General features: G+C 69.9%; 20 protein-coding genes. 11 read left to right on the forward strand and 9 right to left on the reverse strand.

Going from position 1 to position 21165, the window contains the following annotated elements; genetic code table 11:
- Nucleotides 1–51 precede the first annotated feature (51 nt).
- On the forward strand, nucleotides 52–612 hold the full coding sequence (locus tag ACGF7Y_RS13655) for a dihydrofolate reductase family protein (protein ID WP_393233223.1): 561 nt from the start codon (nucleotides 52–54) through the stop codon (nucleotides 610–612).
- Between the two features lie 193 nt (nucleotides 613–805).
- On the opposite strand, the gene ACGF7Y_RS13660 is transcribed toward ACGF7Y_RS13655, so the two are convergent.
- Entirely contained in the window at nucleotides 806–1450 is a 645-nt protein-coding gene (locus tag ACGF7Y_RS13660; RefSeq protein ID WP_393233226.1) for a LysE family translocator, read from the reverse strand.
- 759 nt (nucleotides 1451–2209) lie between these two features.
- Here ACGF7Y_RS13660 and ACGF7Y_RS13665 point away from each other — a divergent pair.
- The 5 genes from ACGF7Y_RS13665 to ACGF7Y_RS13685 all read left to right on the forward strand — a co-directional run bounded on the left by ACGF7Y_RS13665 (nucleotide 2210) and on the right by ACGF7Y_RS13685 (nucleotide 8974).
- Nucleotides 2210–4276 (forward strand): acyltransferase family protein, encoded by a 2067-nt coding sequence (locus ACGF7Y_RS13665; protein ID WP_393233971.1) that lies wholly within the window; start codon nucleotides 2210–2212, stop codon nucleotides 4274–4276.
- A 155-nt stretch (nucleotides 4277–4431) separates the two neighbouring features.
- Nucleotides 4432–6090, forward strand: coding sequence for a DNA repair helicase XPB (locus ACGF7Y_RS13670; protein ID WP_393233228.1), 1659 nt, complete (start codon nucleotides 4432–4434; stop codon nucleotides 6088–6090).
- 41 nt (nucleotides 6091–6131) lie between these two features.
- Nucleotides 6132–6800 carry a DUF3239 domain-containing protein gene (locus ACGF7Y_RS13675; RefSeq protein WP_393233231.1) on the forward strand — a complete coding sequence of 223 codons (669 nt, stop codon included), beginning with the start codon at nucleotides 6132–6134 and terminating at the stop codon, nucleotides 6798–6800.
- A 52-nt stretch (nucleotides 6801–6852) separates the two neighbouring features.
- Nucleotides 6853–7491, forward strand: a complete 639-nt coding sequence (locus tag ACGF7Y_RS13680; RefSeq protein ID WP_393233233.1) for a LysE family translocator — start codon at nucleotides 6853–6855, stop codon at nucleotides 7489–7491.
- A gap of 73 nt (nucleotides 7492–7564) precedes the next feature.
- Nucleotides 7565–8974: a M1 family metallopeptidase gene (locus ACGF7Y_RS13685; protein ID WP_393233235.1), complete on the forward strand. Its 1410-nt coding sequence runs from the start codon at nucleotides 7565–7567 to the stop codon at nucleotides 8972–8974.
- A gap of 4 nt (nucleotides 8975–8978) precedes the next feature.
- Here the strand turns inward: ACGF7Y_RS13685 and ACGF7Y_RS13690 are convergent, their stop codons facing one another.
- Nucleotides 8979–9806, reverse strand: coding sequence for a hypothetical protein (locus ACGF7Y_RS13690; RefSeq protein ID WP_393233238.1), 828 nt, complete (start codon nucleotides 9804–9806; stop codon nucleotides 8979–8981).
- 294 nt (nucleotides 9807–10100) lie between these two features.
- On the opposite strand from ACGF7Y_RS13690, the gene ACGF7Y_RS13695 reads away from it, so the two are divergent.
- Nucleotides 10101–10631: a hypothetical protein gene (locus ACGF7Y_RS13695; protein ID WP_393233240.1), complete on the forward strand. Its 531-nt coding sequence runs from the start codon at nucleotides 10101–10103 to the stop codon at nucleotides 10629–10631.
- On the opposite strand, the gene ACGF7Y_RS13700 is transcribed toward ACGF7Y_RS13695, so the two are convergent.
- The gene (locus ACGF7Y_RS13700; protein WP_393233242.1) at nucleotides 10632–12926 is read right to left on the reverse strand and encodes a helicase-associated domain-containing protein; all 2295 of its coding nucleotides are present in this window, start codon (nucleotides 12924–12926) and stop codon (nucleotides 10632–10634) included.
- A 95-nt stretch (nucleotides 12927–13021) separates the two neighbouring features.
- Here ACGF7Y_RS13700 and ACGF7Y_RS13705 point away from each other — a divergent pair, with 95 nt between their 5' ends.
- Complete coding sequence (locus ACGF7Y_RS13705; RefSeq protein WP_039795086.1) at nucleotides 13022–13210, forward strand: hypothetical protein; 189 nt, start codon at nucleotides 13022–13024, stop codon at nucleotides 13208–13210.
- A gap of 83 nt (nucleotides 13211–13293) precedes the next feature.
- Here ACGF7Y_RS13705 and ACGF7Y_RS13710 read toward each other — a convergent pair whose 3' ends face one another.
- Together ACGF7Y_RS13710 and ACGF7Y_RS13715 are read right to left on the reverse strand one after the other, a co-directional pair.
- Complete coding sequence (locus ACGF7Y_RS13710; protein ID WP_357038727.1) at nucleotides 13294–13923, reverse strand: resuscitation-promoting factor Rpf1 domain-containing protein; 630 nt, start codon at nucleotides 13921–13923, stop codon at nucleotides 13294–13296.
- Between the two features lie 410 nt (nucleotides 13924–14333).
- Nucleotides 14334–14576 carry a hypothetical protein gene (locus ACGF7Y_RS13715; protein WP_393233245.1) on the reverse strand — a complete coding sequence of 81 codons (243 nt, stop codon included), beginning with the start codon at nucleotides 14574–14576 and terminating at the stop codon, nucleotides 14334–14336.
- Nucleotides 14577–14760: 184 nt separating this feature from the next.
- Between ACGF7Y_RS13715 and ACGF7Y_RS13720 the strand changes: the two genes are divergently transcribed.
- The gene (locus ACGF7Y_RS13720) at nucleotides 14761–15180 is read left to right on the forward strand and encodes a cold-shock protein (RefSeq protein ID WP_040864801.1); all 420 of its coding nucleotides are present in this window, start codon (nucleotides 14761–14763) and stop codon (nucleotides 15178–15180) included.
- Nucleotides 15181–15246: 66 nt separating this feature from the next.
- On the opposite strand, the gene ACGF7Y_RS13725 is transcribed toward ACGF7Y_RS13720, so the two are convergent.
- Nucleotides 15247–15387, reverse strand: a complete 141-nt coding sequence (locus ACGF7Y_RS13725; protein WP_393233247.1) for a hypothetical protein — start codon at nucleotides 15385–15387, stop codon at nucleotides 15247–15249.
- A gap of 139 nt (nucleotides 15388–15526) precedes the next feature.
- On the opposite strand from ACGF7Y_RS13725, the gene ACGF7Y_RS13730 reads away from it, so the two are divergent.
- Nucleotides 15527–15880: a hypothetical protein gene (locus tag ACGF7Y_RS13730; RefSeq protein WP_393233250.1), complete on the forward strand. Its 354-nt coding sequence runs from the start codon at nucleotides 15527–15529 to the stop codon at nucleotides 15878–15880.
- A gap of 123 nt (nucleotides 15881–16003) precedes the next feature.
- On the opposite strand, the gene ACGF7Y_RS13735 is transcribed toward ACGF7Y_RS13730, so the two are convergent.
- The 3 genes from ACGF7Y_RS13735 to ACGF7Y_RS13745 form a co-directional block, all read right to left on the reverse strand.
- Nucleotides 16004–16585 (reverse strand): DUF2771 domain-containing protein, encoded by a 582-nt coding sequence (locus ACGF7Y_RS13735; protein ID WP_062968519.1) that lies wholly within the window; start codon nucleotides 16583–16585, stop codon nucleotides 16004–16006.
- Complete coding sequence (locus ACGF7Y_RS13740; protein ID WP_393233252.1) at nucleotides 16582–18495, reverse strand: MFS transporter; 1914 nt, start codon at nucleotides 18493–18495, stop codon at nucleotides 16582–16584. The genes ACGF7Y_RS13735 and ACGF7Y_RS13740 overlap by 4 nt, the downstream gene beginning before the upstream one ends.
- A 93-nt stretch (nucleotides 18496–18588) precedes the next feature.
- A complete protein-coding gene (locus ACGF7Y_RS13745; RefSeq protein ID WP_393233254.1) occupies nucleotides 18589–19362 on the reverse strand; it encodes a glutaminyl-peptide cyclotransferase in 774 nt (257 codons plus the stop codon).
- A 17-nt stretch (nucleotides 19363–19379) separates the two neighbouring features.
- Between ACGF7Y_RS13745 and ACGF7Y_RS13750 the strand changes: the two genes are divergently transcribed.
- Entirely contained in the window at nucleotides 19380–21140 is a 1761-nt protein-coding gene (locus ACGF7Y_RS13750) for a DUF3027 domain-containing protein (RefSeq protein WP_393233257.1), read from the forward strand.
- Nucleotides 21141–21165 lie beyond the last annotated feature (25 nt).

Here is a 21165-nt window from a genome sequence, read left to right on the forward strand (position 1 = left end):
TTCACCGAACCCTGCCGTGGACTGTCAGGTTTCGCTGGCATCGTTCGTGCCATGGCAACTCAGTACTACACGGCAACCACCCTCGACGGGTACCTCGCCGATCCGGACAACTCGCTCAGCTGGCTTTTCGAGGTGGACGGAGCCGACGAGGCGCAGGCGGGCATCGCGGGCTTCCTCGCGCAGGTCGGCGCGATGTGCATGGGCGCGACCACCTACGAGTGGATGGTGGCCAACGAGCCGCCGGAGAGCTGGCGTGAGTACTACGGCGACCTTCCGTGCTGGGTCTTCACCCACCGCGATCTCCCGGCCCTACCCGGCGCGAATCTCCGGTTCGTCTCGGGGGCGATCGATGCGGTCCACCGGGAGATGACCGAGGCGGCCGGTGATCGCAATATCTGGATCGTCGGTGGCGGTGACCTGGCCGGGCAATTCGCCGACGCCGGACTGCTCGACGAGATCATGGTGAGCGTGGCGCCGGTGACGTTGGGCGCGGGCGCACCGCTGCTGCCGCGGCGCCTGCTGTCCTCCCGGATGCGGCTCACCGGCGTCGAGCAGGCCGGGCAATTCGCCGAACTGCACTACCGCTTGACGAATGCGGCCGATCAGCGCTGAGTCGAAGAGGCTCTCGCCGATCGGCGTTGAGTCGAGGATGTGCCGCTTCCCCGCCGCCGGGTACCTCGCCCCGGTCCCTGGCTCCCCGGTCCCCGGTCCCCGGCCCCGGTCCCGACCCCGGTCTCCGGCCCCGGCCCCACGCCCCGACCCCGGATCTCCGGTCCTCGGGGTCCCCGGTCCCTGGAGGCCGGGCTCAGGCCGGGATCGGGCGGGTGCGGTCGGTGGCGAGCAGAGCGGCGATCGTGCCGAGCATGGTGCCGGTGACGTAACGCTGGATGCGCAGCCACCTGGGGCGCCCGGTGAGGAACGTCGCGAGACCGCCCGCGCCGAGCACGATCAGGCCGTTCACGGTGAGCGCCACCGCGATCTGCACCGCCCCCAGGCCCAGGCTCTGCAACCACACCCGACCGCGCTCCGGCGTGACGAACTGCGGAATCAACGCCATGTACATGATCGCGATCTTCGGATTCAGCAGATTGGTGACCAGCCCCATCGTGAACAGCCGTCGGGTGCGGTCCACCGCCAGCGCCGTCGGCGCGAACACCGACACGCCTCCCGGCCGCACCGCCTGCCACGCCAGCCACCCCAGATACGCGGCCCCCGCCAGCTTCATCGCCAGATACAGGCCCGGGACCACCGCGAACACCGCCGTGATCCCCGCGGTCGCCGCCGCCAGATACACGCCGAACCCCGCCGCCACCCCCGTCAACGACACCAACCCGGCCCGCCGCCCCTGCGAAACCGTCCGCGACACCAGATACATCATGTTCGGCCCGGGCGTGAGCACCATCCCCAACGCCGCCACCGCAACCCCCACCACCGCCGCCATCTCGATCATGCCCCGATCCTCACCCGCCCCACCGCCCCCTGTCGCGGTCCACTTCACACCCGCTGGACGGGAGTTGTCTCAAGGAGCCGGCTGGAAATACCCGATGCTTCCCGGCGACGGCGACGGCGACGGCGACTGCGACGGCGACTGCGACTGCGACTGCGACTGCGGCGGCACCGCCGGCTCGAGGCGCGTATCCGGACGCAACACATCGCCACTGCGGAAGCGGTGAAAGTACTCCCTGCCCGTATCCGAGCGGATCGATTGCACCGGCTCGTTGCCCATCGTCCCGGTATCGGTTCCGCTGGGATGCCGGTTGGTGTCCCGTGTTCCGAGCCGATATGAAATGCTGCCCCACGTAATGGATTTCCCTTTTTTCGATCGGCTCGACCAGTCGTATATAACAGGTTATGGCGGCCCGGTGAGTTTTGGTAAACGGGATCATCATCCCGTGCTCCGATGTCGTTGCGGCGATATTCGCGCGGTGTGATCGGATCGGGGAACTTCTTGCCGCGAGGGCGCGGGTATGGACCTGCGGCAGGGGTTGTCGGCTCGTCGGCTGTGGCGGAGTTCGGCGGTCCTGTCTCGCTGTAGTCGATCGAACATCCTGGTCAGGGTATGTGTCGGCGGCGCGTCGGCGGGACTCGGTTCACGAAACCGATGACAATGCTGCACATGGCGGCCACGGTCAGCGGGTTGGGAAATCGGCGGGTGGACCGGTTCGACGGCGCGTTGCCGAGAGCGGGATTCCGGGGCGACATCGAGGGAATGCGGGCGGTTGCGGTGCTGGCCGTCGTCCTGTTTCATGCGGGTGTGCCGGGGATCGGCGGTGGATTCGTCGGTGTGGACGTATTTTTCGTCATTTCCGGATTTCTCATCACCGGAATGCTCTGCCGGGAAGCGGCCGAGACGGGCACGGTCGAATTGGTTCGGTTCTACGGCGCGCGTGCGCGCAGGCTGCTGCCCGCCGCGGGCATCGTGCTCGTCGCCACGGCTATCGCAGCGGCCGTGCTGTTGCCGCCGATGCAGGCTCGCGAAGCTCTCGGCGACGGGATCGCGAGCGCGCTGTATGCCGGGAACTATCGTTTGGCCGCGCACGGCACCGATTACCTGGCCGCTGACACGCCGCCCTCGCCGTTCCAGCATTTCTGGTCACTCGGTGTGGAGGAGCAGTTCTATTTGCTGTGGCCCGCGCTCGTGATCGCGACGGCCTGGCTCGTCCGGCGGCGGCGAAACGGCCCGGCCGCACCGCTGCCGTACCTGATCGTCCTGGCGATGGTCGCCGCGCTCTCCTTCGCGGTCTCGCTGAGCTGGACCAGGACGCTGCCACCGTGGGCGTTCTTCGCGCTGCCCGCGCGGGCCTGGGAACTGGCTGCCGGTGGCATGGTGGCGCTGTCGGTGGTCGTGTGGTCCCGGTTGCCGCCATGGGCGGCCGTGGCCGCGGGATGGGCCGGACTGGGGTTGATCGCGGCGGCTTGCGCTCGGCTGACCGAGAAGGCGCCATATCCCGGGACCGCTGCGCTGCTGCCCGTGCTGGGTGCGGTCCTGGTGATCGCATCCGGCTGCGCTGTAACGCGATTCGGTGTCGGCCGAGTCCTGGCCGTGCCGGAACTGCGGGCGATCGGCAAAGTGTCCTATTCCTGGTACCTCTGGCACTGGCCGGTGCTGGTGCTCGCGCCGCAGGTGCTCGGCCGCCCGCTCGGGCTGGTCGGCGCGCTGGGCGCGGTCGCCGTGGCCGGTGGACTCGCCATACTCACCCAGCGGCTGATCGAGGATCCGGTGCGCTTCGCCGACCGGTTGACACGTTCGGGCAGGCTCGGTCTCGCGTGCGGCGGCGTGAGCACCGCGACGGCCGTCTGTGTAGCGCTGGCGCTGCTCATGATCGTGCCCGCCCCGGTCGGCCATGGCATGGCGGCGCGAAGTCTCACGCTGACCACACCGGCCGTGCCGGCCACCGCCACCGACCCCCACACCGAGGCGGTCGAGCAGTTGACGGCGCAGACCCGATCGGCGGTCGCCGCCTCGGCCGAGGTTCGTGCAGTTCCGTCGAACCTCACCCCCTCCCTGGCGAGTGCGCGCGGCGACCGAGCGGAGGTGTTCGACAACGGTTGTTTCCGGTCCTGGCACGACGTGGGCCAGGGCGAGTGCGCGTCCGGCGCTACGGACGCGGCCACCACGGTGGCCCTGGTCGGCGATTCCCACGCGGCGATGTGGCAACCGGCGTTCGAGCAGATCGCCGTGTCACGCCACTGGCGGCTGGAGACCATGGCCAAGGTCACCTGTCCGGTGCTCGACCTGCCCATCACCAGCCCCTATCTGGGCCGCGCGTACTCCGAATGCGAGCAGTGGCGCGCGCAGATCATGACCCGGCTGCGCGACGAGCGGCCCCGGCTGATCGTGGTGGGCATGTCCCGGCGATACGGTGGCGACTTCGGCTTCGTGTCCTACGACCAGGCGTGGATCGACAGCCTCAACCGCCTGGTCGTCGAGCTGCGAGCCGCCGGATCGACCGTCCTCGTCCTCGGCGGAGTTCCCGACCCACACGCCACCGTCCCCGCGTGCGTGGCCGAGCACATCGATGACGCTTCGGCATGCGCCCCCGCCCGTCCGATCGCGGTCGACGATGCGGGCATCGCGGCCGAGCACAGGGCGGTCACGGCGGGCGGCGGCCGATACGCCGACCTGACCTCGCTGTTCTGCACCGCGGCCCGCTGTCCCGTCATCGTCGGCAACAACCTCGTCTACCGGGACGACAACCACCTCACCAGCGGTTACGCCATGGCGCTCGCGCCGGTGATCGGCGCGCTCGCCGAACGCGCGCTCGCCGGCGGCTGAGCCGGCCTCGGGGTGCGGTTCGCGGGAAGACATCGCGCCGTTCCCGCGTTGCATCCGGTCACTGCCGCATCCGCGCCTCGCGGGAAGGGCCGGTAACCTGCGGGGTTGTCGGAGGGGTCGGGGAGAATGGCGGGGAATCTAGCTGAGGAGGGACTGTGAACGACGGTCCGCTGATCGTGCAGAGTGACAAAACGCTGCTGCTGGAGGTCGACCACGAGTTGGCCGATGCGGCGCGGCAGGCGATCGCGCCGTTCGCCGAGTTGGAACGGGCGCCGGAGCACGTGCACACCTACCGCGTGACGCCGCTGGCGCTGTGGAACGCGCGGGCGGCCGGGCACGACGCCGAGCAGGTGGTGGACGCGCTGGTCAGCTTCTCCCGGTACGCGGTGCCGCAGCCGCTGCTGGTGGACGTGGTGGACACCATGGGCCGCTACGGCAGGTTGCAGCTGGTCAAGCATCCCGCGCACGGGTTGACGCTGATCAGCCTGGATCGCGCGGTGCTGGAGGAGGTACTCCGGCACAAGAAGATCGCGCCGATGCTCGGCGCGCGCATCGATGACGACACGGTGGTGGTGCACCCGTCCGAGCGCGGCCACATCAAGCAGATGCTGCTGAAGATCGGCTGGCCCGCGGAGGACCTCGCGGGCTACGTCGACGGCGAGGCGCACGAGATCGAACTCGACTACGCCACCGACGGCTGGCATCTGCGCGACTACCAGCAGATGGCCGCCGACTCGTTCTGGGCGGGCGGCTCCGGGGTGGTGGTGCTGCCCTGTGGCGCGGGCAAGACGATGGTCGGCGCCGCGGCCATGGCCAAGGCGAAGGCGACCACGCTGATCCTGGTCACCAACACGGTGGCGGGCAGGCAGTGGCGGCGTGAGTTGCTCGCGCGCACTTCGCTCACCGAGGAGGAGATCGGCGAGTACTCCGGTGAACGCAAGGAGATCCGCCCGGTCACCATCGCCACCTACCAGGTGATCACCCGCCGCACCAAAGGCGAGTACAAGCACCTGGAACTGTTCGACAGCCGCGACTGGGGCTTGGTCATCTACGACGAGGTGCACCTGCTGCCCGCGCCGGTCTTCCGGATGACCGCCGATCTCCAGTCCCGTCGCAGGCTCGGCCTGACCGCGACGCTGGTGCGCGAGGACGGCCGGGAGGGTGACGTGTTCTCGCTGATCGGCCCGAAGCGTTACGACGCGCCGTGGAAGGACATCGAGGCCCAAGGGTGGATCGCGCCCGCCGAGTGCATCGAGGTCAGGGTCACGCTCACCGATGCCGAGCGGATGTCCTACGCGACAGCCGAGCCGGAGGAGCGTTACAAGCTGTGCTCCACCGCGCACACCAAGATCGCTGTGGTCGAATCCATCCTGGCTCAGCATCAGGACGCGCCGAGCCTGGTGATCGGCGCCTATCTGGACCAGTTGGACGAACTCGGCGCCGCACTCGACGCCCCGGTGATCCAGGGTTCGACGAAGACCAAGGAGCGCGAGGAGCTCTTCGACGCGTTCCGGCGCGGCGAGATCCCGGTGCTCGTGGTGAGCAAGGTGGCGAACTTCTCCATCGATCTGCCGGAAGCGTCCGTGGCCGTGCAGGTTTCGGGTACCTTCGGTTCGCGACAGGAGGAGGCGCAGCGTCTCGGCCGGCTGCTGCGCCCGAAACACGACGGAGGCCAGGCGCATTTCTATTCGGTCGTGGCGCGTGACACTCTCGACGCCGAATACGCCGCCCATCGGCAGCGTTTTCTCGCCGAACAGGGGTATGCCTACCGCATCACGGATGCCGACGACTTGCTCGGCCCCGCCATCGGATAAGCGGAGGCGATTCCTCCGTAAACTGTGCTAGGAATGAGTGCGTGCGACGCTTCGAATTCGCGGTGGACCGCAGCCACGCTCACGCGGTGAACGAAGTCTTCGCCGACTTCCGCCGCCTGCGTATCCTGGCGATCGCCGCGGCGGTGGTCGCGGCGGCCGGTACGGCGTTCCTGATCTGGCTGAACCATCCCTGGGCGTATCTGCTCGCGGTCGCCTTCGCGCTCGGCGCGGTGACGGCGCTGTGGGTCGCCCTGTGGACGCCGTGGCATTCCAGCATCGACAAGCTCTACGCGGACGGCGAACTGATCCCCGCGGTCGTCTCCGACGCGCGTCCCACCGGCATGGTGCTGCTCGCCTTGGTCGACGTGTCCACACCCGAGTCGGAGGCCCCGCGCTACGCCTTGGTGACTCGCAAGGTCCGCACCCTTCCAGGGCACGAGGCCAAGGCGGGGGAGCGAGTGCCATCGGTCGCGGTGCGTACCGACCGGGCGCCACGGCAGGTGGGCGAGCGCTGGCAGTCGGTGAGCGCCATGCCGATCGCCTGGGGCACCACCGACGACGCCGTCATCGCTCGCGCCCGTGCCGCGATCAGCGAGGCCGAGTGGCGGCTGCTCACCGACAATCTCGGGCTCGCCGAGAAGGTGCGTCGCGCCGCCGCCAAGCGCTTGCTGCTCGACCCGGACCAGTTGCCCGGCGAACTCGGTTCCTGATCCGGCTGGGAACGCACCCTGTCGCCGCTGCGTAGGCGCCTACACTCGAAAGATGGTTCCAGCGTCCGATCTGCTGGCATTCGTCGCCGCCGCTTTCGTCATCATCGTCGTGCCAGGGCCCGGCGTGCTGTTCACCATCGGTCGCGCGCTCACGCTCGGGCGGCGCGCGGCGTTGCTCTCCGTGCTCGGGCACGCCGCGGGCGTCTACGTCGCCTTGGTCCTGGTCGCTGTCGGGCTGGGCACCTTGCTCTCGGCGTCGGCGCTGGCGCTCACCGTGGTCAAGTTCGCGGGCGCGCTGTATCTGATGTATCTGGGAATCCAGGCGATTCGGCAGCGCTCGGCGTTGCGCGCGGCGCTGGGCGCCCCGATCGAAGCGGCGCCCCATGCGCGCGTGCTGCGCCAGAGCGCGATAGTCGGGCTGACGAACCCCAAAGCGATCGTCTTCTTCTCCGCGGTCCTGCCGCACTTCGCCGATCCGGCGGCGGGCTCGCTGTCGTGGCAGTTCCTGCTGCTCGGCACCGTCTTCCTGGCTATCGCACTGGTATCCGACAGTGCCTGGGCGCTGCTGGCCGCCTCGGCGAGGTCCTGGTTCGCCAGGTCGCCGCGCAGGCTGGAGGCGGTCGGCGGCGCGGGCGGGGTGATGATCTTCGGTGTCGGCGCGTCGGTGGCGCTGACCGGAAGTGGCGACTGAAGCCGTTACCATCCAGCGAAGTCGGTGCGCCGGTACCGGCAAGAGGCGGGGTGGAGAGGGGTTGGTCGTTGGTATGAAGTTGTCCGGCCGGATGTGCGCCGCGGTCGCGTGCGTATTCGTCGCGGCGCCTTGGGTGCCCGCGCACGCGGACCCGCCCCCGGACCCGCTGGTCGGCGCGCCGGGCCTGGGCGATCCGTACTATCCGCTCGACGGCAACGGCGGCTACGACGTCCACCACTACGACGTCGGCATCGACTACGACCCGCCTAGCCGTGCACTGACCGCCACCACCACCATCACCGCGCTCGCCACCCAGGCCCTGCGCGTGTTCAACCTCGATTTCGCGGGGCCGCAGGTGCGCATGGTGTCGGTGAACGGGCAGCCCGCCGGTTTCGAGCGCAACGGCGAGCACGAGTTGACCGTGACGCCGCTGCTCCCGCTGCTGCCCGGCCTGCCGTTCACCGTCACCGTCGACTACGCGGGCCCCGCGGCGAACACCGAGGGCGAAGGGTGGACCTTCGCGCGCAGCGGCGGCGCGTTCGTCGCCGGGGAGCCGCATTCGGCGACCAGTTGGTATCCGCTCAACGACACCCCGTTGGACAAGGCCACCTTCACCCTGACCGCCACCGTCCCCGCGGAGTGGGAGGTGGTCTCCAACGGCGTGCGGACCGAGAACGCGGTGCGCGGCGACAAGCGGACGGTGCGCTGGGTCAACGCCCAGCCGGTGCTCGGCTACCTGACCACCGTCGCGATCGACAAGTTCGACTACCTCGAGCAGCGCAGGGCCGACGGCACTCCGCTGGTCAGCGCGTTCGCGCCGAATACGCAGGATCGCCATCGTGAACTCGAGCTGCGCCTGCCGGAGATCCTCGACTTCTCCGAAAAGCTCTACGGGCGCTACCCGTTCGAGGCGGCGGGCGGCATCTACTTCGACGCCGACATCACCTTCTCGCTGGAGACCCAGACCCGCCCGCTCTACGCGCCGAGGACCGATCTGCAGACCGTCGTGCACGAGATCGCACACCAGTGGTGGGGCGATTGGGTATCGGTGCGTCAGTGGTCGGACATCTGCCTGAACGAGTGCTTCGCCAGCTATACCGCCGACTACCTGTGGCCGGAGCGGGTGGAGGGCAAGAACGTCGACGACGACTACCGCGAGACCATCCGGAAATATCAGGACAACGAGAGGTTCTGGAACATCCCGCTGGAGAACCCCGGCGCCGGGCGGGAGTTCACCTCCGTCTACTACCGCGGCCCGCTGTTCCTGCACGCGCTGCGCAGGCAGATCGGCGACGAGGTGTTCTTCACCGCCGTCCGGGACTTCCTCGCCGCGCACGCCTACGGCAACGCCTCGATACCGGAGTTCCGCGCCTTCATGCAGTCCCGATCGCCCATGGATCTGACCGGTTTCTTCCACGCGTGGCTGAACACCACCGCGCCGCCGCCGCAGGAATACTTGTTCCCGGGCGCTCTGCTCAGCTGATCCGTCAGTCCTCAGCGCGCTGCCGGGCCTTCGCGACCCTGCGTTCGGCCCGCTCCAGCTGCCGTCGTGCGGCGTGGAGTTCGTCCTTGGCCGACCGCTCGGCCGACTTGCGGAACTGCCGCTGCTGTTCGGCGTGCTCGAGCTCGTCGCGCAACGCGGCGATGCGTTCTTCGACCGAGGACAGTTCACCAGTCGCGTCCTCGAGAGCGGAGCGCACCGATTCCTCCGTGGCGCGGGCGGTTTCGAGCGCGTCCTGGGCGTCCGCCAGTTCACGGCGTGCGCTGTCGTCCTGTTTCCGCCGCGCTGCCGCTCGCCCGGGTCGTGCGGCCGGCTCGGGGACCGAGACCAGATCGGGTCCGCTCGGCCCGAAGCCTTCGTAGCTCGCGGCCGTGGCGAGCGTTCCCGCGCGCAGCCGCTCGGCCACCTCCGGCTCGGCGAGCGCCGCGGTCAACGTCTGGCCGACCTCCCGGACGACACCCTCGCCGACCGGATGCCCTTGTCCGGCGGCGAGCGCGCCCGCCTTCTCGGCGAGCGCGTTGACCAGTTGCTGTCGCTGCGCGGTCAGGTCACGCAACTCGTCGGCCGAAAGGTTGCGCTGCGCGGCGGCCAGGGCAGCGCCGAGGCGCAGCAAGGCCGCCACGTCGTCCGGCGCCGCCCGGGACAGCAGGTTCGCCGTCCACGCGGTCAGGGTGGGTTTGCGCAGCTTGCCGATGGCGGCCGCGAGCCGCTTGTCGCCCTCCTGCTTCGCCGCGGCCGCCCGGTCGGTGCGCGCGGCGACGAACTGCGCGGGCGGCAGCCCGTACAGGTCGCGCGCGACGTCGTCGAGCGTCATACTGCCCAAGCGTAACGACCCGGTCTCGGGCGACGACACACTCCGCATACCGGACAAGGGTCCAGTTGCATCGAATACGCGAAAGGCGTTGCTAGTGAATTACTCTGCGTTCCTGCTGCTCGGCCGTCTGCTTCCCAGCATCCTCGGATACGCGCTCATGGGGCTCTACGGCACGCACAGCATCTAGCCCGCTGCTCGAGGTCCCCCGGTGAGCTGATGCGGCCGTCCTGGTCGTGCGGGTATTCTCACCGCGTTCACGAGCCCGTGAACGTGTTCGGTGAGAGAGGTTTTCAGGTGAAGTTTCCAGGAGCGAGGCTGCTGGCACGGGTCGTGCTCGCCCTCGTCGCGGTGGCCGCCGTGGTGGTCGCGGTGACCGGCTGTTCGTTGATCGGTGACGCGAGCAAGTCGGACACCGCCAAGGCCGAGGTCGGTGACTGCATCAACGTCATCGAGGGCTCCGCGGTCGATTCCAAGACCGAGCCGGTCGACTGCTCGTCGGACAAGGCCGTCTACAAGGTGGCGCAGTCCTACGACAAGAAGACCGACTGCGCCGCCGACTACACCTCCTACGAGGAGACCCTGGGCGGCGGCACCACCGCGTTCTTGTGCCTGGCGCCGAACTTCAAGGAAGGCAGCTGCTACAACGAGAGCAGCACGACCGGCTACAAGCACGTCGACTGCGCGTCTTCGGACGCCACCTTCAAGGTGCTGAAGCGGATCGACGGCAAGGCCGACGAACTGCTCTGCGGCGAGGACGCCGACAGCTTCCGGCTCATCGAGACGGACCCCAAGGTCACCTTCTGCACGGGCAAGCCCCAGCACTGATCATTCGAGCAGGGCGACCGACGCGATCCGGTGCAGGGTGAAGTGCCGGACCGCGCCGGTGACCGGGTCCAGCGCGTCCAGCTGCCCGTTGCCCACCTTCAACGGTTCCACCACCCGCTGCGTGGCGACCCCCTGGGCGTCGACGTAGCCGATGTTCACCGACCGCCGCACCCGTGCCGCGAGCTGGAGCAGGGCGAGGGTGGCGGCCGTGTTGGTCCGCGTGCCGTCCGGGCGCACCGCGTGACTCGAGCGGGCGCTGGCGGCGCGTTCGCCCGCGCGCAGCTCGGTGACGAGCGATTCGAGCTGTTCGGTGCTGGGCGGTGTCGGCCGATACGGCTGCCGCGCGGCGGGCCGCACCGAGATCCGGGCGCCCCGCGGGCGCAGATCCACGATCGCACCGGCCGAGTCCTCCCCCGCGGGTGCGAAACCGGCCGCGCGCAGCTGCTCGAGCAGTTCGCCCAGCGGCGCCTGGGCGATGGCGACGGTCGGCGCGATGGATCGCAGTGCCAGCGTGCGCGCCACCGGCGCGGACAGCACCTGGGCCAGCAGCGCCGGATCGTCGCTGCGGATGAACGACTGCGCCATGCCCGCGCGCAACTGACCGTGCCGCCGGGCCACGTCATCGATCAGATAGGTCAGTGCCTGCGGGATCGGTGTGCGGGAATGCTTGGCGAACAAGGCGTGCAGTTCGGCCGCAGTCAACCCGGCGTCCAGGGCGCGCCGCACCGAGGACTCGCCGATCCGGTACACCGTCGCCGCGCCCGCGGATTCGACGTCGGCGACCAGGGCGACGCGGTGGTGTAAATCGGTGGTCAGCGGTCCGGGCGCGATCACCGTCAGATCCGCCTGCACCAGCACGTGATCCACCGGCTCCGGCAGCGCCGCCTCCATCTCCGCCTCGGCGTCGGCCACGCTGGTCGGCGCCGCGTGCAGCAGCGCTCGCGCCGCCGAGCCGAGCGCGCCGCGACCGACGAAGCCCAGCGCCGCCGCCTCGGCCAGGGTCTGCTCGACCACCTCCGGCCGGAAGTTCCTGCGCCTGCGTGGCTGCTGCCAGGCCAGCATCCGGCCGATGTCCGCGGGGGTCAGTGCCGTGCCGGACGGGTATTCCGCGAGCAGGGCGAGGATCGCGCGCCGATCGCGCGGTGCGTTCGGGGTGCGCAGCTCCAGCGACAGCGCCGCGAGCGGCTTGTCGTTGGCGTCGCGCATGCCGATCATCCACGGCATGCGATCCAGATCGAGCCAGGTCAGTCCCAGCGCGGCCCAGCGCCGGGCGGGCGGCGATTCCAGCCAGGCGTCCACCAGCGGCGTCGGCGCCCAGAAGTCGTCGGTCGTATCGAAGTCGGGTGCAGGGTCCGGCAAACCCTTCTCGATCAGTTTCGCGGCCGCCAGCAGTTCGACCAGCAAACCCGCCCTCGGCTCGTCGACACCGGCCTGCTTGGCGATGCGCCGCAGCTCCCGCACGCCCAGGCCGCCCGCGCGCAAGGCAGGAGCGGGAACTCGGCCGAGCACGTCGAGCACGGCGGCGCAGTGCCGGAGCAACTCGCCGACCTCGCCCGCCGCGACCGCGTTCACGTCGGCGGGCGTGTGTTTGGCGGGCTCCGGGTGCGGCGATGTCAGCGCGTGCGGGTGGGTGACCGGTTCCCGGCGCAGCACCTGGCCGACGGTGACCGGAAGTTCGACGGTCTCGTCATCGATCCAGTGCAGCAGCCTGCGCGCCAGCAGCCGCTGGATCGGCCGGTCGGCCGGAGTGCCCGGTGCGGCGTCCCTGGTGCGGCCGCGCGGCCCCGTCGCGGCCAATTTGTCCAGCAGCGCCCGCTCGGCGGGTGCGAGTTCGGGAAGGGCCGCGACCACCTCGGGTTCGGTGAGGGCGTCGGGGATCTCGGTCGCGGTGCCGATCGGCCACGGCAACGCCTCGGCGGCCGCCGGGATCAGATGAAGCCCCTGCTCGGCGTCGAGCCAGACCAGCGCGCGAGCGGTCAGCCGCTCCAGCGCTTCGTCGATGGCGGCGGCCGATACCCGTTCGCGCAATTGCACATGCAGTTCGGCGCGCTGGAGCGGACCGCTGTCGGGATGCGTGGTGCCGTGTACGGCAAGGGTTTCCACGAGGGCGAATTCGAGGGTGTTCAAGTCCTCCGTGGCGCGCAGCACCGACGCGCGCTGTTCGGTGCGGGCGGCGAGCACGGCCATGGAGGAGGGCAGCGGCACGGCCAGGTCGGGCCGAAGCTGCAGCAGCGTCACGAGCTGGGCATCACTGCGGGCACCGAGCCATCCGGCAAGGGAGTCGGTCGCGGTCATCCGATCCAGCCTACGATGCTGGGCGATCGCCCGCCGAGGTCAGGCGGTGTGGGCCGCGGCGCATCCGCGCGGAGCGGTCGTGCCAAAATGGGTCCGTGGTGAACAAATCGAAGAAATCCTATGTCGACAACGGCTGGCCGAAGGTCGCCGACGGTGACCACGCGGTCACCGAGCTCTCTTCGGCCCGCTCCGGTGGCCTCTCGCCCTACGGCGAGGACACCGAGTTCCCGGTCCCCGCTGAGCAGTTGCCCTACATGCACCCGAACACGGTGATCAACCGCTGAGCGCGCGACCGGAACGTTCTCGGCTACGAAGAAGGGCCCCGCATCCTTGGTGATGCGGGGCCCTTCTTGACGATGTGTGGCGATCAGGAGGGCAGCAGGCCCTTGTTCGCCTCGTAGAAGTTCACGATCGCGGGGTCGAGGGTGGCTCCGCTGGACTTGGCTGCGTTGAAGAAGTCGAGAGCTTCCTTGGGCACCTGGACGCCCTGGCTCTGCACCACCTCGAGGGCCCGGTCGACGGCCGAGAAGATCTGCTGCGAGCTGTCCGCCGGCGCGGCCTGTGCGGCCTGCGGCGCGGGGTTCCAGCGCGGGGTTTCGGCGGGGGCGGGCGCGGAGCGCTGGGAGGGCGCGCTGCTCAAGCCCAGCTTGGACGAGCAGGAGGGCCAAGCGCCCCAGCCCTGCGAGGCGAGCACCTTCTCGGCGACCGCGATCTGCTGCTCGCGGCTGGCCTGGTTGGCCGAGGCGGCGTACTCCTGGCCACCGTGGGCGCGCCAGGTGCTGGGCGAGAACTGCAGCCCGCCCTGGAAACCGTTGCCCGTGTTGATGCCCCAGTTGCCGCCGGCCTCGCACTGAGCGAGTCGATCCCAGTCGGAGTCGGGTGCCGCGCTGGCGTTGCCTGCGAGAGCCACACCGGCGGTGCCGATGATGGCGCCGGTGACGGCAACCTTGGCTACCGTGCGGCCGGTCGAGCTTGGCTTGCGATGGCGTCCACTCATATCGGGTTCGTCTTCCTCTCGACGCACCTGCGACGTCTTCGGTTCTGGTTCGGACTGAGAGGTCGTCCGTTCCGCCCTCGCCCCTACGTTTCCGTCGGGGGTTCCGGTACCCGCGGGGCGAGGCTCGGTGCGGCGGGCCGGTGGTCGCCGGGGTGTCCCGGCTGGATAAGACCGTACGACGAACCGCGGGAAAAATCACTATTTGGTAACCGGCGTGTACCAACGGGTCTCGACGCGGTATCGGATGGGTAAGGCGCCTTCGCGCAGCTAGGAGCGGCTGCGGCCGCATGCGGCGCGCGTCGCCACCCACCCGTGACCTACTCGTAATGTGACGAGGATCACACGTGCGAATGGGTAACGATCCCGTCGGGTAACCGGTTTACGCTGGATCGGAGGCGTGTTCTCCGGTTCTACCGGGACCTGCGCCCCGAGCGCAGCGCGAACGCGACCGCGAGCACGAACCCCAGCGGCGCGAGCATCGCCCCGAAGTAGAGCCACAGCCCGGGCTCGCCGTCGGTCAGCAACGGGATCGCGAAGATGACGACGATCGCCAGCAATCCCAGCGCGAACAGGGTGAGCGCGAGTCGCAGCAACCAGTCGCCGCGCCGCCGAGGGGCGCCGCCGGGCGGGGTCGGAGTGGAGGGGTTCGTCACGGTTCGACGGTAAAACTGATGTGCTTGCGTTATTCGCACCGGGGTAGACTCGATGACAATCGCGTCCTGCAATCGTGCTGGGCGCGTTCTTTTCGCACAGGAGGGCCGGTCGCGCGATCGGCCCGGTAGACAAATGTGCTCGGGCCGTAGGGGTCCGAGTTTCGATGACGAACGGGTGAGCGCAGTGCCGACCGGCAGGGTGAAGTGGTACGACGTCGAAAAGGGCTTCGGCTTCCTTTCCCAGGACGAGGGTGAGGACGTCTACGTCCGCTCGTCCGCGCTGCCCCAGGGTGTCGAGGGCCTCAAGCCCGGTCAGCGCGTCGAGTTCGGCATGGCCGCGGGCCGTCGCGGCCCCCAGGCACTGAGCCTCAAGCTGCTCGAGGCGCCGCCGTCGGTCCGGCAGGGCCAGGAACGCAACGCGCGCAAGGAGCCTGCCGCGCGCAATCACACGCCGGACGAGTTGCACGGCATGGTCGAGGACATGATCACCTTGCTCGAGGCGAAGGTGCAGCCGGACCTGCGCAAGGGCAAGTACCCGGATCGCAAGACGGCACAACGCATCTCGGAGGTCGTCCGCGCGGTGGCGCGCGAACTGGACCGGTAGTCCGCGCCGCTGTGGTCGGTGCCCGGCTCGACGCGAGCCGGGCGGACGCGGACGCGCAGCGGCGGATCACCTAACGCGCAGTTCCCGGGCGACGAGGGTTTCGACGAGATCGTCCATCTGCTCGGCCGATTGGGCCGCGCCGCCATGGTGGGCGAGGTTGCGCGACTCGAGCGGATCTTCCTGGCGGACGTAGAGTTCGTAGTCCAATTCGCCGCGTGGTCCGGCGATCCCTTGCGGGGTCGAGTACCGGGCGAAGCCGTAGCGCGTACAGAAGGCTCTCTTCGTCGCCGCGTTCGACCGCGACGCCGCCCGGCTGGGTGACGACGCGCTGAACCGGTTGGTGCCGATGGACGCGGTGTACCGGCAGCAGGTCGTCAGCCGGTTCGTGACGAGGCTCGACTCCTACCCGCTGGTGTACCGAGTCCTCACGGGCCAGGAACCCGGGTTGCTCGACCGGCTGGTCGACGGCGTTGTGCCGCAACGCATCCGGCGAGTACTGGAGGCATCGCTGCGCGTCGGTCGGCAGTGCGGGGACATCGCCGCGGATCTCGACCCGCGCGACACCGCGATCGCGCTGGAGGCCATCTTCACCGCGGTGATCAGCACCGTGGTGCGAGTCGGCGGCAGCGGTTCCTCCGAGCGCATCGATGCCGTCGCGCGCTTGGTGCGCACCGCGCTCACGGGGAAGCGTCCGACATAAGGGTATTGCGGCAGCCCACCTGAACGGGGCATGCGTCGGTGACCGCGCTACGCCACGGGCGAACCCGCCATCGGTATAGCAATGGTGGTGGCCGATCGTCGAAATCGGCGCCTGGCATCGCCGCTACGCGGTGCTGATCGACCAGGTGGCGTGTGGCACGTAGAACTCCCGGCCGGTTTCGTCGCGGGCGAGGATCGGCAGCTGGAACTCGACGCCGATGAGGCGCAGATCGGGTTCCGGCTTGGAATCGATGGTCAGGGCCAGTGCGCGATCGGGGTAGTCGTTGCGGCTGATCACCTGGTCCACCTTCTCGCCGTTGGGCAGGAGATAGACCAGCTGGGCGAGCCAGGGCGCGTCGGCGACCTTCTTCGGGAGCGACAGCTGCAACGGGTAACCGGCGGGCACTTCCAGCTCGGCGGTGCGGCCGCGGTGGCAGTCCGGCGTATCGGGGGCGCAGTTCAGCGTCGTGAACACCGTGCCGGGCACGTTGTCCTCGGGCAGGATGCGGCAGTCCCGCATGGTCACCGCGCAGTAGCTGAACGGCCGCACGGTGACCGTCTTGCCATGCGCGTATGCGGTGAGGGTGACGTCGGGTTCGTCGGCGTTGCGGACCAGCACCGCCAGAACGCCCGCGAAGGCGACGGTGAGCACGAGCAGGGCGGCCGCGACCAGCGCGGCGATCGTGCGTGCGTTGAGCTTGCTCACCAGATCGGGTCTCCTTGCCCTCGTTGAAAGCGTGTCGTGTCACCGCCGCGCGGAGCGGGACCCTGCGCGCGAGGTGCGCTCGCCGGGTATCCGTGCGGCCGGGACGGCACCTCTTGCTCCGCGTGCTGGGGACGGTTGCCGCCGAGGCCGGGCAGCAGCGAGTGGCCGCGGAAGCTGAGGAAAGTCTGCACCAAGCCCAGCACGAGTATCGCGGTGACCACCGCGAAGCCCTTCCAGTAATCCGTCGGCAGCAGCACCCCGGCCGCGCCGCCGATGACCCAGCTCAGCTGCAGCACGGTCTCCGACCGCCCGAAACCCGAGGCGATCGACTCCGGCGGCAGATCGTCCTGGATGGAGGCGTCCAGCGACACCTTCGCCAGCGCGCTCGTCGCGGACGCCACCAGGGCGGCGGCCGTCGCGCCGAGCAGATTGTTCGTGAACGTCGCGAACAGCGCCACCAGCGCGCACGCCGCCGTGCAGCCGAGCACGATCAGTGCGGGTCTGCCGAGTTTGAGCCGGGCGCCCGTGGCATTGCCCGTGAAATTGCCGATGGCCGCGGCCGCGCCGACCGTGCCGAGCATGAGGGCCTGTTGCACCGGCCGGTGCTCGGTCGCCTTGGCGACGAACGCGACGTAGAAGGTGAGGAACCCGGTCAGCACGCGGATGGCGCCGTTGCCCCAGAGCCCGGTCACCACGGAGCGGCCGAGTGGCTGCCTGCGTTTGCGTGGCGGAACCGGCGACTCGTTGCCGGAGGAGAGCACCTCGGTGTGCGCGTCGGCGCCGTGGTAGCTCAAGGTCGCGGGCACCTCGCCCTCGGTGACTTCGACCCAGGACGGGATGCGCAGGCTCAGATACGTTCCCGCGCAGGCGATCAGCGCGGCGAAGACCAGAGCGCCGTTCGAGCCCGCGATCGCCGCGGTCAGCCCGGCCAGCGCTCCGGCGCCCAAGGTGCCGCCGACCAGCCCGAACACCGTGAGACGGGAGTTGGTGCGGACCAGATCGATGTCCGGCGGCAGGACCCGGGGCGTCACCGCGCTCTTGAGCACCGAGAACGATTTGCTGCCGATCATCATGCACAGCGCGAGCGGATACAGCGCCCAGCTGTCGAACTGGAAGATCAGCACCACCGCGACCACCGTGCGCACCGCGAACGAGGTTGCCAGCGCCAGGCGGCGACCGCGTTGCAGCCGATCGAGCATCGGGCCGATCAGCGGGGCGATCACCGCGAACGGCGCGATCGTGATCAGCAGGTACAGCGCGACCTTCGTCTTGCTCTCCGCCGTGGCGCTGGCGAAGAACAAGGTGTTGGCCAGCGCCACGGCGATGGCGGCGTCCAGGGCGAAGTTCGCCATGGTCGCGTAGGTGAGCGCCGTCAGACCCGACTTGTCCGCGCCGTCGGCCTTGGCCGCGCGCTGGAAGGTCGCGATGCCCTTCTCGGTGAGTTCCCTGCCGCGCATGGCGGCCACCCGGGTGACCGTGAGTTTGCGCGGCGTTCGTCGCTTCCCGGGGGGAGCCGGGCTTTCGGGTGGCTCGACCGGATCCTGGCCTGCGGTCGCGGGGTAGTCGGGTTCGGCAGGGCCCGGTGGTTCGGTGTGACGATGCGGCTCGGGCCGGTGCGGGAAGACGCGGCGGGGCGCGCGCTCGGCGGCCGTCGGTTGCTCGGGGGCACTTCCGAGCGGGAGGGGTTTGGTGCGCGGCGGTTGCGCGGGGCGGGGCGCCTCACGGCGCGGATTCGGCTGGTCGTGCCGCTCGGAGGCCCGTCCGGGCCGCAGCGGCGGCAGCGGCCCGCGCCGTCGCGGCGGGTCGGGCGGGGGATACCGGTCGAAACCGGGATGCCGATCGAACAGGGGGGACTCCTCGCCTTCCCACCGATCACGGTCGGGACCGGAAGGTTCGCGGGGAGTAGTCACGACTCCAATTCTGGCGTACTTCCGTGCTGGGCGTTCACGCGCGCTCCGAGGCGGCGGCGGAAAGTGACCATCGTCGCGGACGCGCCGACGCGCTCAGGCGGGTGCGAAGCGGACCTCGAACATGGTCGGCCAGTTCTTGCCCGTGATCAGGAACCGGTCGGTGCCGGGCAGTTGGGCGATGCCGTTGAGGGCGTCGGCTTCGGCCCGCTCGGCCGCGGGAAGGAGACCGGCAGCGTCGGCGGTCCCGAGCACCCCGCCGGAGTCCGGGTCGATGCGCAGAATCGTGTCTGTGGGCCAGTCGTTGGCATAGACCGACCCGTCCGCCGCGCACTCGAGTTCGTTGAGGCGCGCGCCGTTGTGGCTGGTCAGTTCGATCGAGCCGGTCGGTGCGAAGGTTTCCGGATCACGGAAGGTGAGCCGGTCGGTGCCGTCGCTCATGATCAACCGTCCGGCCCCGGAGCACAGACCCCAGCCCTCGCCGTCGTAGCTCACCCGGCCGCGCTCGGCGAGCGTGGCGGGGTCCCGGGCGATGGCCACCCCGTCATGCCAGGTGAGCTGCCAGAGTGTCGTGCCCGCGAGGGTGATGCCCTCGCCGAAGTAGGGGGCGGGCAACTCGGTCCTGGCCAGTTCCGCGCCGGTCGCCAACCGGGACGCGCGCACGCTCGACGCGCCCGTCAGGCCGGTGCCCTCGTAGAGGATGTCGCCGTCGATCTCCAGGCCTTGGGTGAATGCCTTCGGATCGTGCGGCCGGGTGCCGAGCACCTCGATGTTCATCGTGGGTGTCGACTCGTCGGCGGGGCCGCATCCACCCGCGACCAGCAGACCGACCAGCACACCGATGGCCAACGCACGCCGATTGCGCTTCATACGGCAAAATGTAGGCCGTGAGCGCAGTTTCTGTTTCGGAGTCCGGCGTGCGGCCGATTCTTGCCGATGCCGTCGACTTGGCCCGCCGTGCGCTCCTGGAGTTGGAGCCCTCGGGTGTGGGCGCGCATCTCGGCGTGATCGCCGAGGACGAGAGCGCGGCGACCCACCGTTTCGCGGCCACGCTGCCCGGCTATCGCGGGTGGCAGTGGGCGGTGGTGGTGGCCGCCCCGCCCGGCGCGGGCCACGCGACGGTCAGCGAGTCGGCGCTGCTGCCAGGGCCCGAAGCCCTGGTCGCGCCCGAGTTCGTGCCCTGGGAGCAGCGAGTTCGCCCCGGGGACCTCGCGCCGGGCGACCTGCTCGCCCCGCCCGCGGGCGACCCGCGCCTGGTGCCGGGGTATGTCGCGACCGGCGATCCGGTGGTCGACGAAGTGGCCTACGAAATCGGTCTCGGCCGCACCAAGGTGCTGAGCAGGGAAGGACGCGAAGAGGCCGCCGAACGCTGGTACGCCGAGCACGGTCCCGACACGGAGATGGCCAAGGCCGCGCCCGCCACCTGCGGGAGCTGCGGCTTCTACCTGCCACTGGCCGGGGCGCTGCGCGCCGCGTTCGGTGTCTGCGGCAACGTCATGGGCGCGGACGGGCAGGTCGTCCACGTGGCCTACGGCTGCGGCGCGCACTCGGATACCGAGATCCCCACCGGCGGCGGGTCCCCGCTCTACGAGGCGTACGACGACGCGGCCATCGAGTTGATCTCGCTCGGGACGGAACGTTCTCGCGCTGAGCAGGGTTCGGCCAAGGCGGCATCTACGCGCGGCAAGCGGCGCGGTGCGGTTGCCGAGCAGGCAGAGAAGGCGCCGGAGATCACCGAGGGCCGTATGGACTCGGGAACAGCCGAGGACGCCGCACCCGCCCGGGATACTGCGGATGCCGGGGAGACGGAAATCGCCGAGGGCGGCGCGGGGAACGCCGCGAACGTCGAGAACGTGGGAGTCTCCCAGGGCGCTGCGGACATCGAGACCACTCCTGTCGCCGGGGATTCCGCGGTAATCGAGGTCACGGGAGCCGCTGCGGTCGCGGAGGACGCCGAAGACGTTGCGGTCGCGGAGGGCGTTGCGGTCGCGGAGGGCTCTGAGGGCGCTGCGGTCAGCGAGACGCCTGGGGTTGCCGAGAATGCCGTAGTCGCCCAGGACGCTGCCCTCGCGCAGGACGCCACCGAGGTCCCCGCCGTTGCCGAGCACGGCGTCGCGGAAGGACCTGCGGCTGTCGAGAGTGACAAGAACACCGCCGTAGCGGAGGGAAGCGCTACCGTGGCCCCGAGTGCGCCCCACGCCCAGCCCACCGACACGACGGCGACCACGGCCGACGATGCGACCGGGGCCGAAGCCGGCGCCGCCGCGGTCGGCGACATCGATCCAACCGCTTCGAGCGTTCGGTCCCCGGTGCGTGCGACGCCCGGCGCGGACGATATCGCCGAGCCGCCGACCGCTCACGGCACCACGCCGGCCGCTGATGCGGGTCCGGTGGGCGCCGCTGAGAACGAGCCGAACGCGGCGAGGGGCGACCTCGACACCAGCCCGGCTCTCGGCACCGGCGATGAAGCGGACAGCGCTGCTGCTGCCGATGAAAGTGGCTCGGACAGCGTTTCCGCCGACGCGCCCAGCCGCCCGGAGTCCAGCGCTGCGGACGCGCCGGTCGTCGAGCACGACAGCGGCGCGAGCACCGATGACGCGCCGGAGGCCGAGGCACGGCCGGAGATCCAGTCATCGCCGCGCAACTGAGCGAGGCCGCCGATCCGTTCGGCAC

Source organism: Nocardia sp. NPDC047654 (genome assembly GCF_043205035.1).
Lineage (GTDB): Bacteria > Actinomycetota > Actinomycetes > Mycobacteriales > Mycobacteriaceae > Nocardia.

What these genes read in the sequence shown, in the direction of transcription:
- ACGF7Y_RS13655 (WP_393233223.1), top strand. Translation starts at nt 52, where the DNA reads ATGGCAACTCAGTACTACACGGCAACCACCCTCGACGGGTACCTCGCC.
- ACGF7Y_RS13660 (WP_393233226.1), bottom strand. Translation starts at nt 1,450, where the DNA reads ATGATCGAGATGGCGGCGGTGGTGGGGGTTGCGGTGGCGGCGTTGGGG.
- ACGF7Y_RS13665 (WP_393233971.1), top strand. Translation starts at nt 2,210, where the DNA reads ATGCGGGCGGTTGCGGTGCTGGCCGTCGTCCTGTTTCATGCGGGTGTG.
- ACGF7Y_RS13680 (WP_393233233.1), top strand. Translation starts at nt 6,853, where the DNA reads ATGGTTCCAGCGTCCGATCTGCTGGCATTCGTCGCCGCCGCTTTCGTC.
- ACGF7Y_RS13685 (WP_393233235.1), top strand. Translation starts at nt 7,565, where the DNA reads ATGAAGTTGTCCGGCCGGATGTGCGCCGCGGTCGCGTGCGTATTCGTC.
- ACGF7Y_RS13690 (WP_393233238.1), bottom strand. Translation starts at nt 9,806, where the DNA reads ATGACGCTCGACGACGTCGCGCGCGACCTGTACGGGCTGCCGCCCGCG.
- ACGF7Y_RS13700 (WP_393233242.1), bottom strand. Translation starts at nt 12,926, where the DNA reads ATGACCGCGACCGACTCCCTTGCCGGATGGCTCGGTGCCCGCAGTGAT.
- ACGF7Y_RS13710 (WP_357038727.1), bottom strand. Translation starts at nt 13,923, where the DNA reads ATGAGTGGACGCCATCGCAAGCCAAGCTCGACCGGCCGCACGGTAGCC.
- ACGF7Y_RS13730 (WP_393233250.1), top strand. Translation starts at nt 15,527, where the DNA reads ATGGACGCGGTGTACCGGCAGCAGGTCGTCAGCCGGTTCGTGACGAGG.
- ACGF7Y_RS13745 (WP_393233254.1), bottom strand. Translation starts at nt 19,362, where the DNA reads ATGAAGCGCAATCGGCGTGCGTTGGCCATCGGTGTGCTGGTCGGTCTG.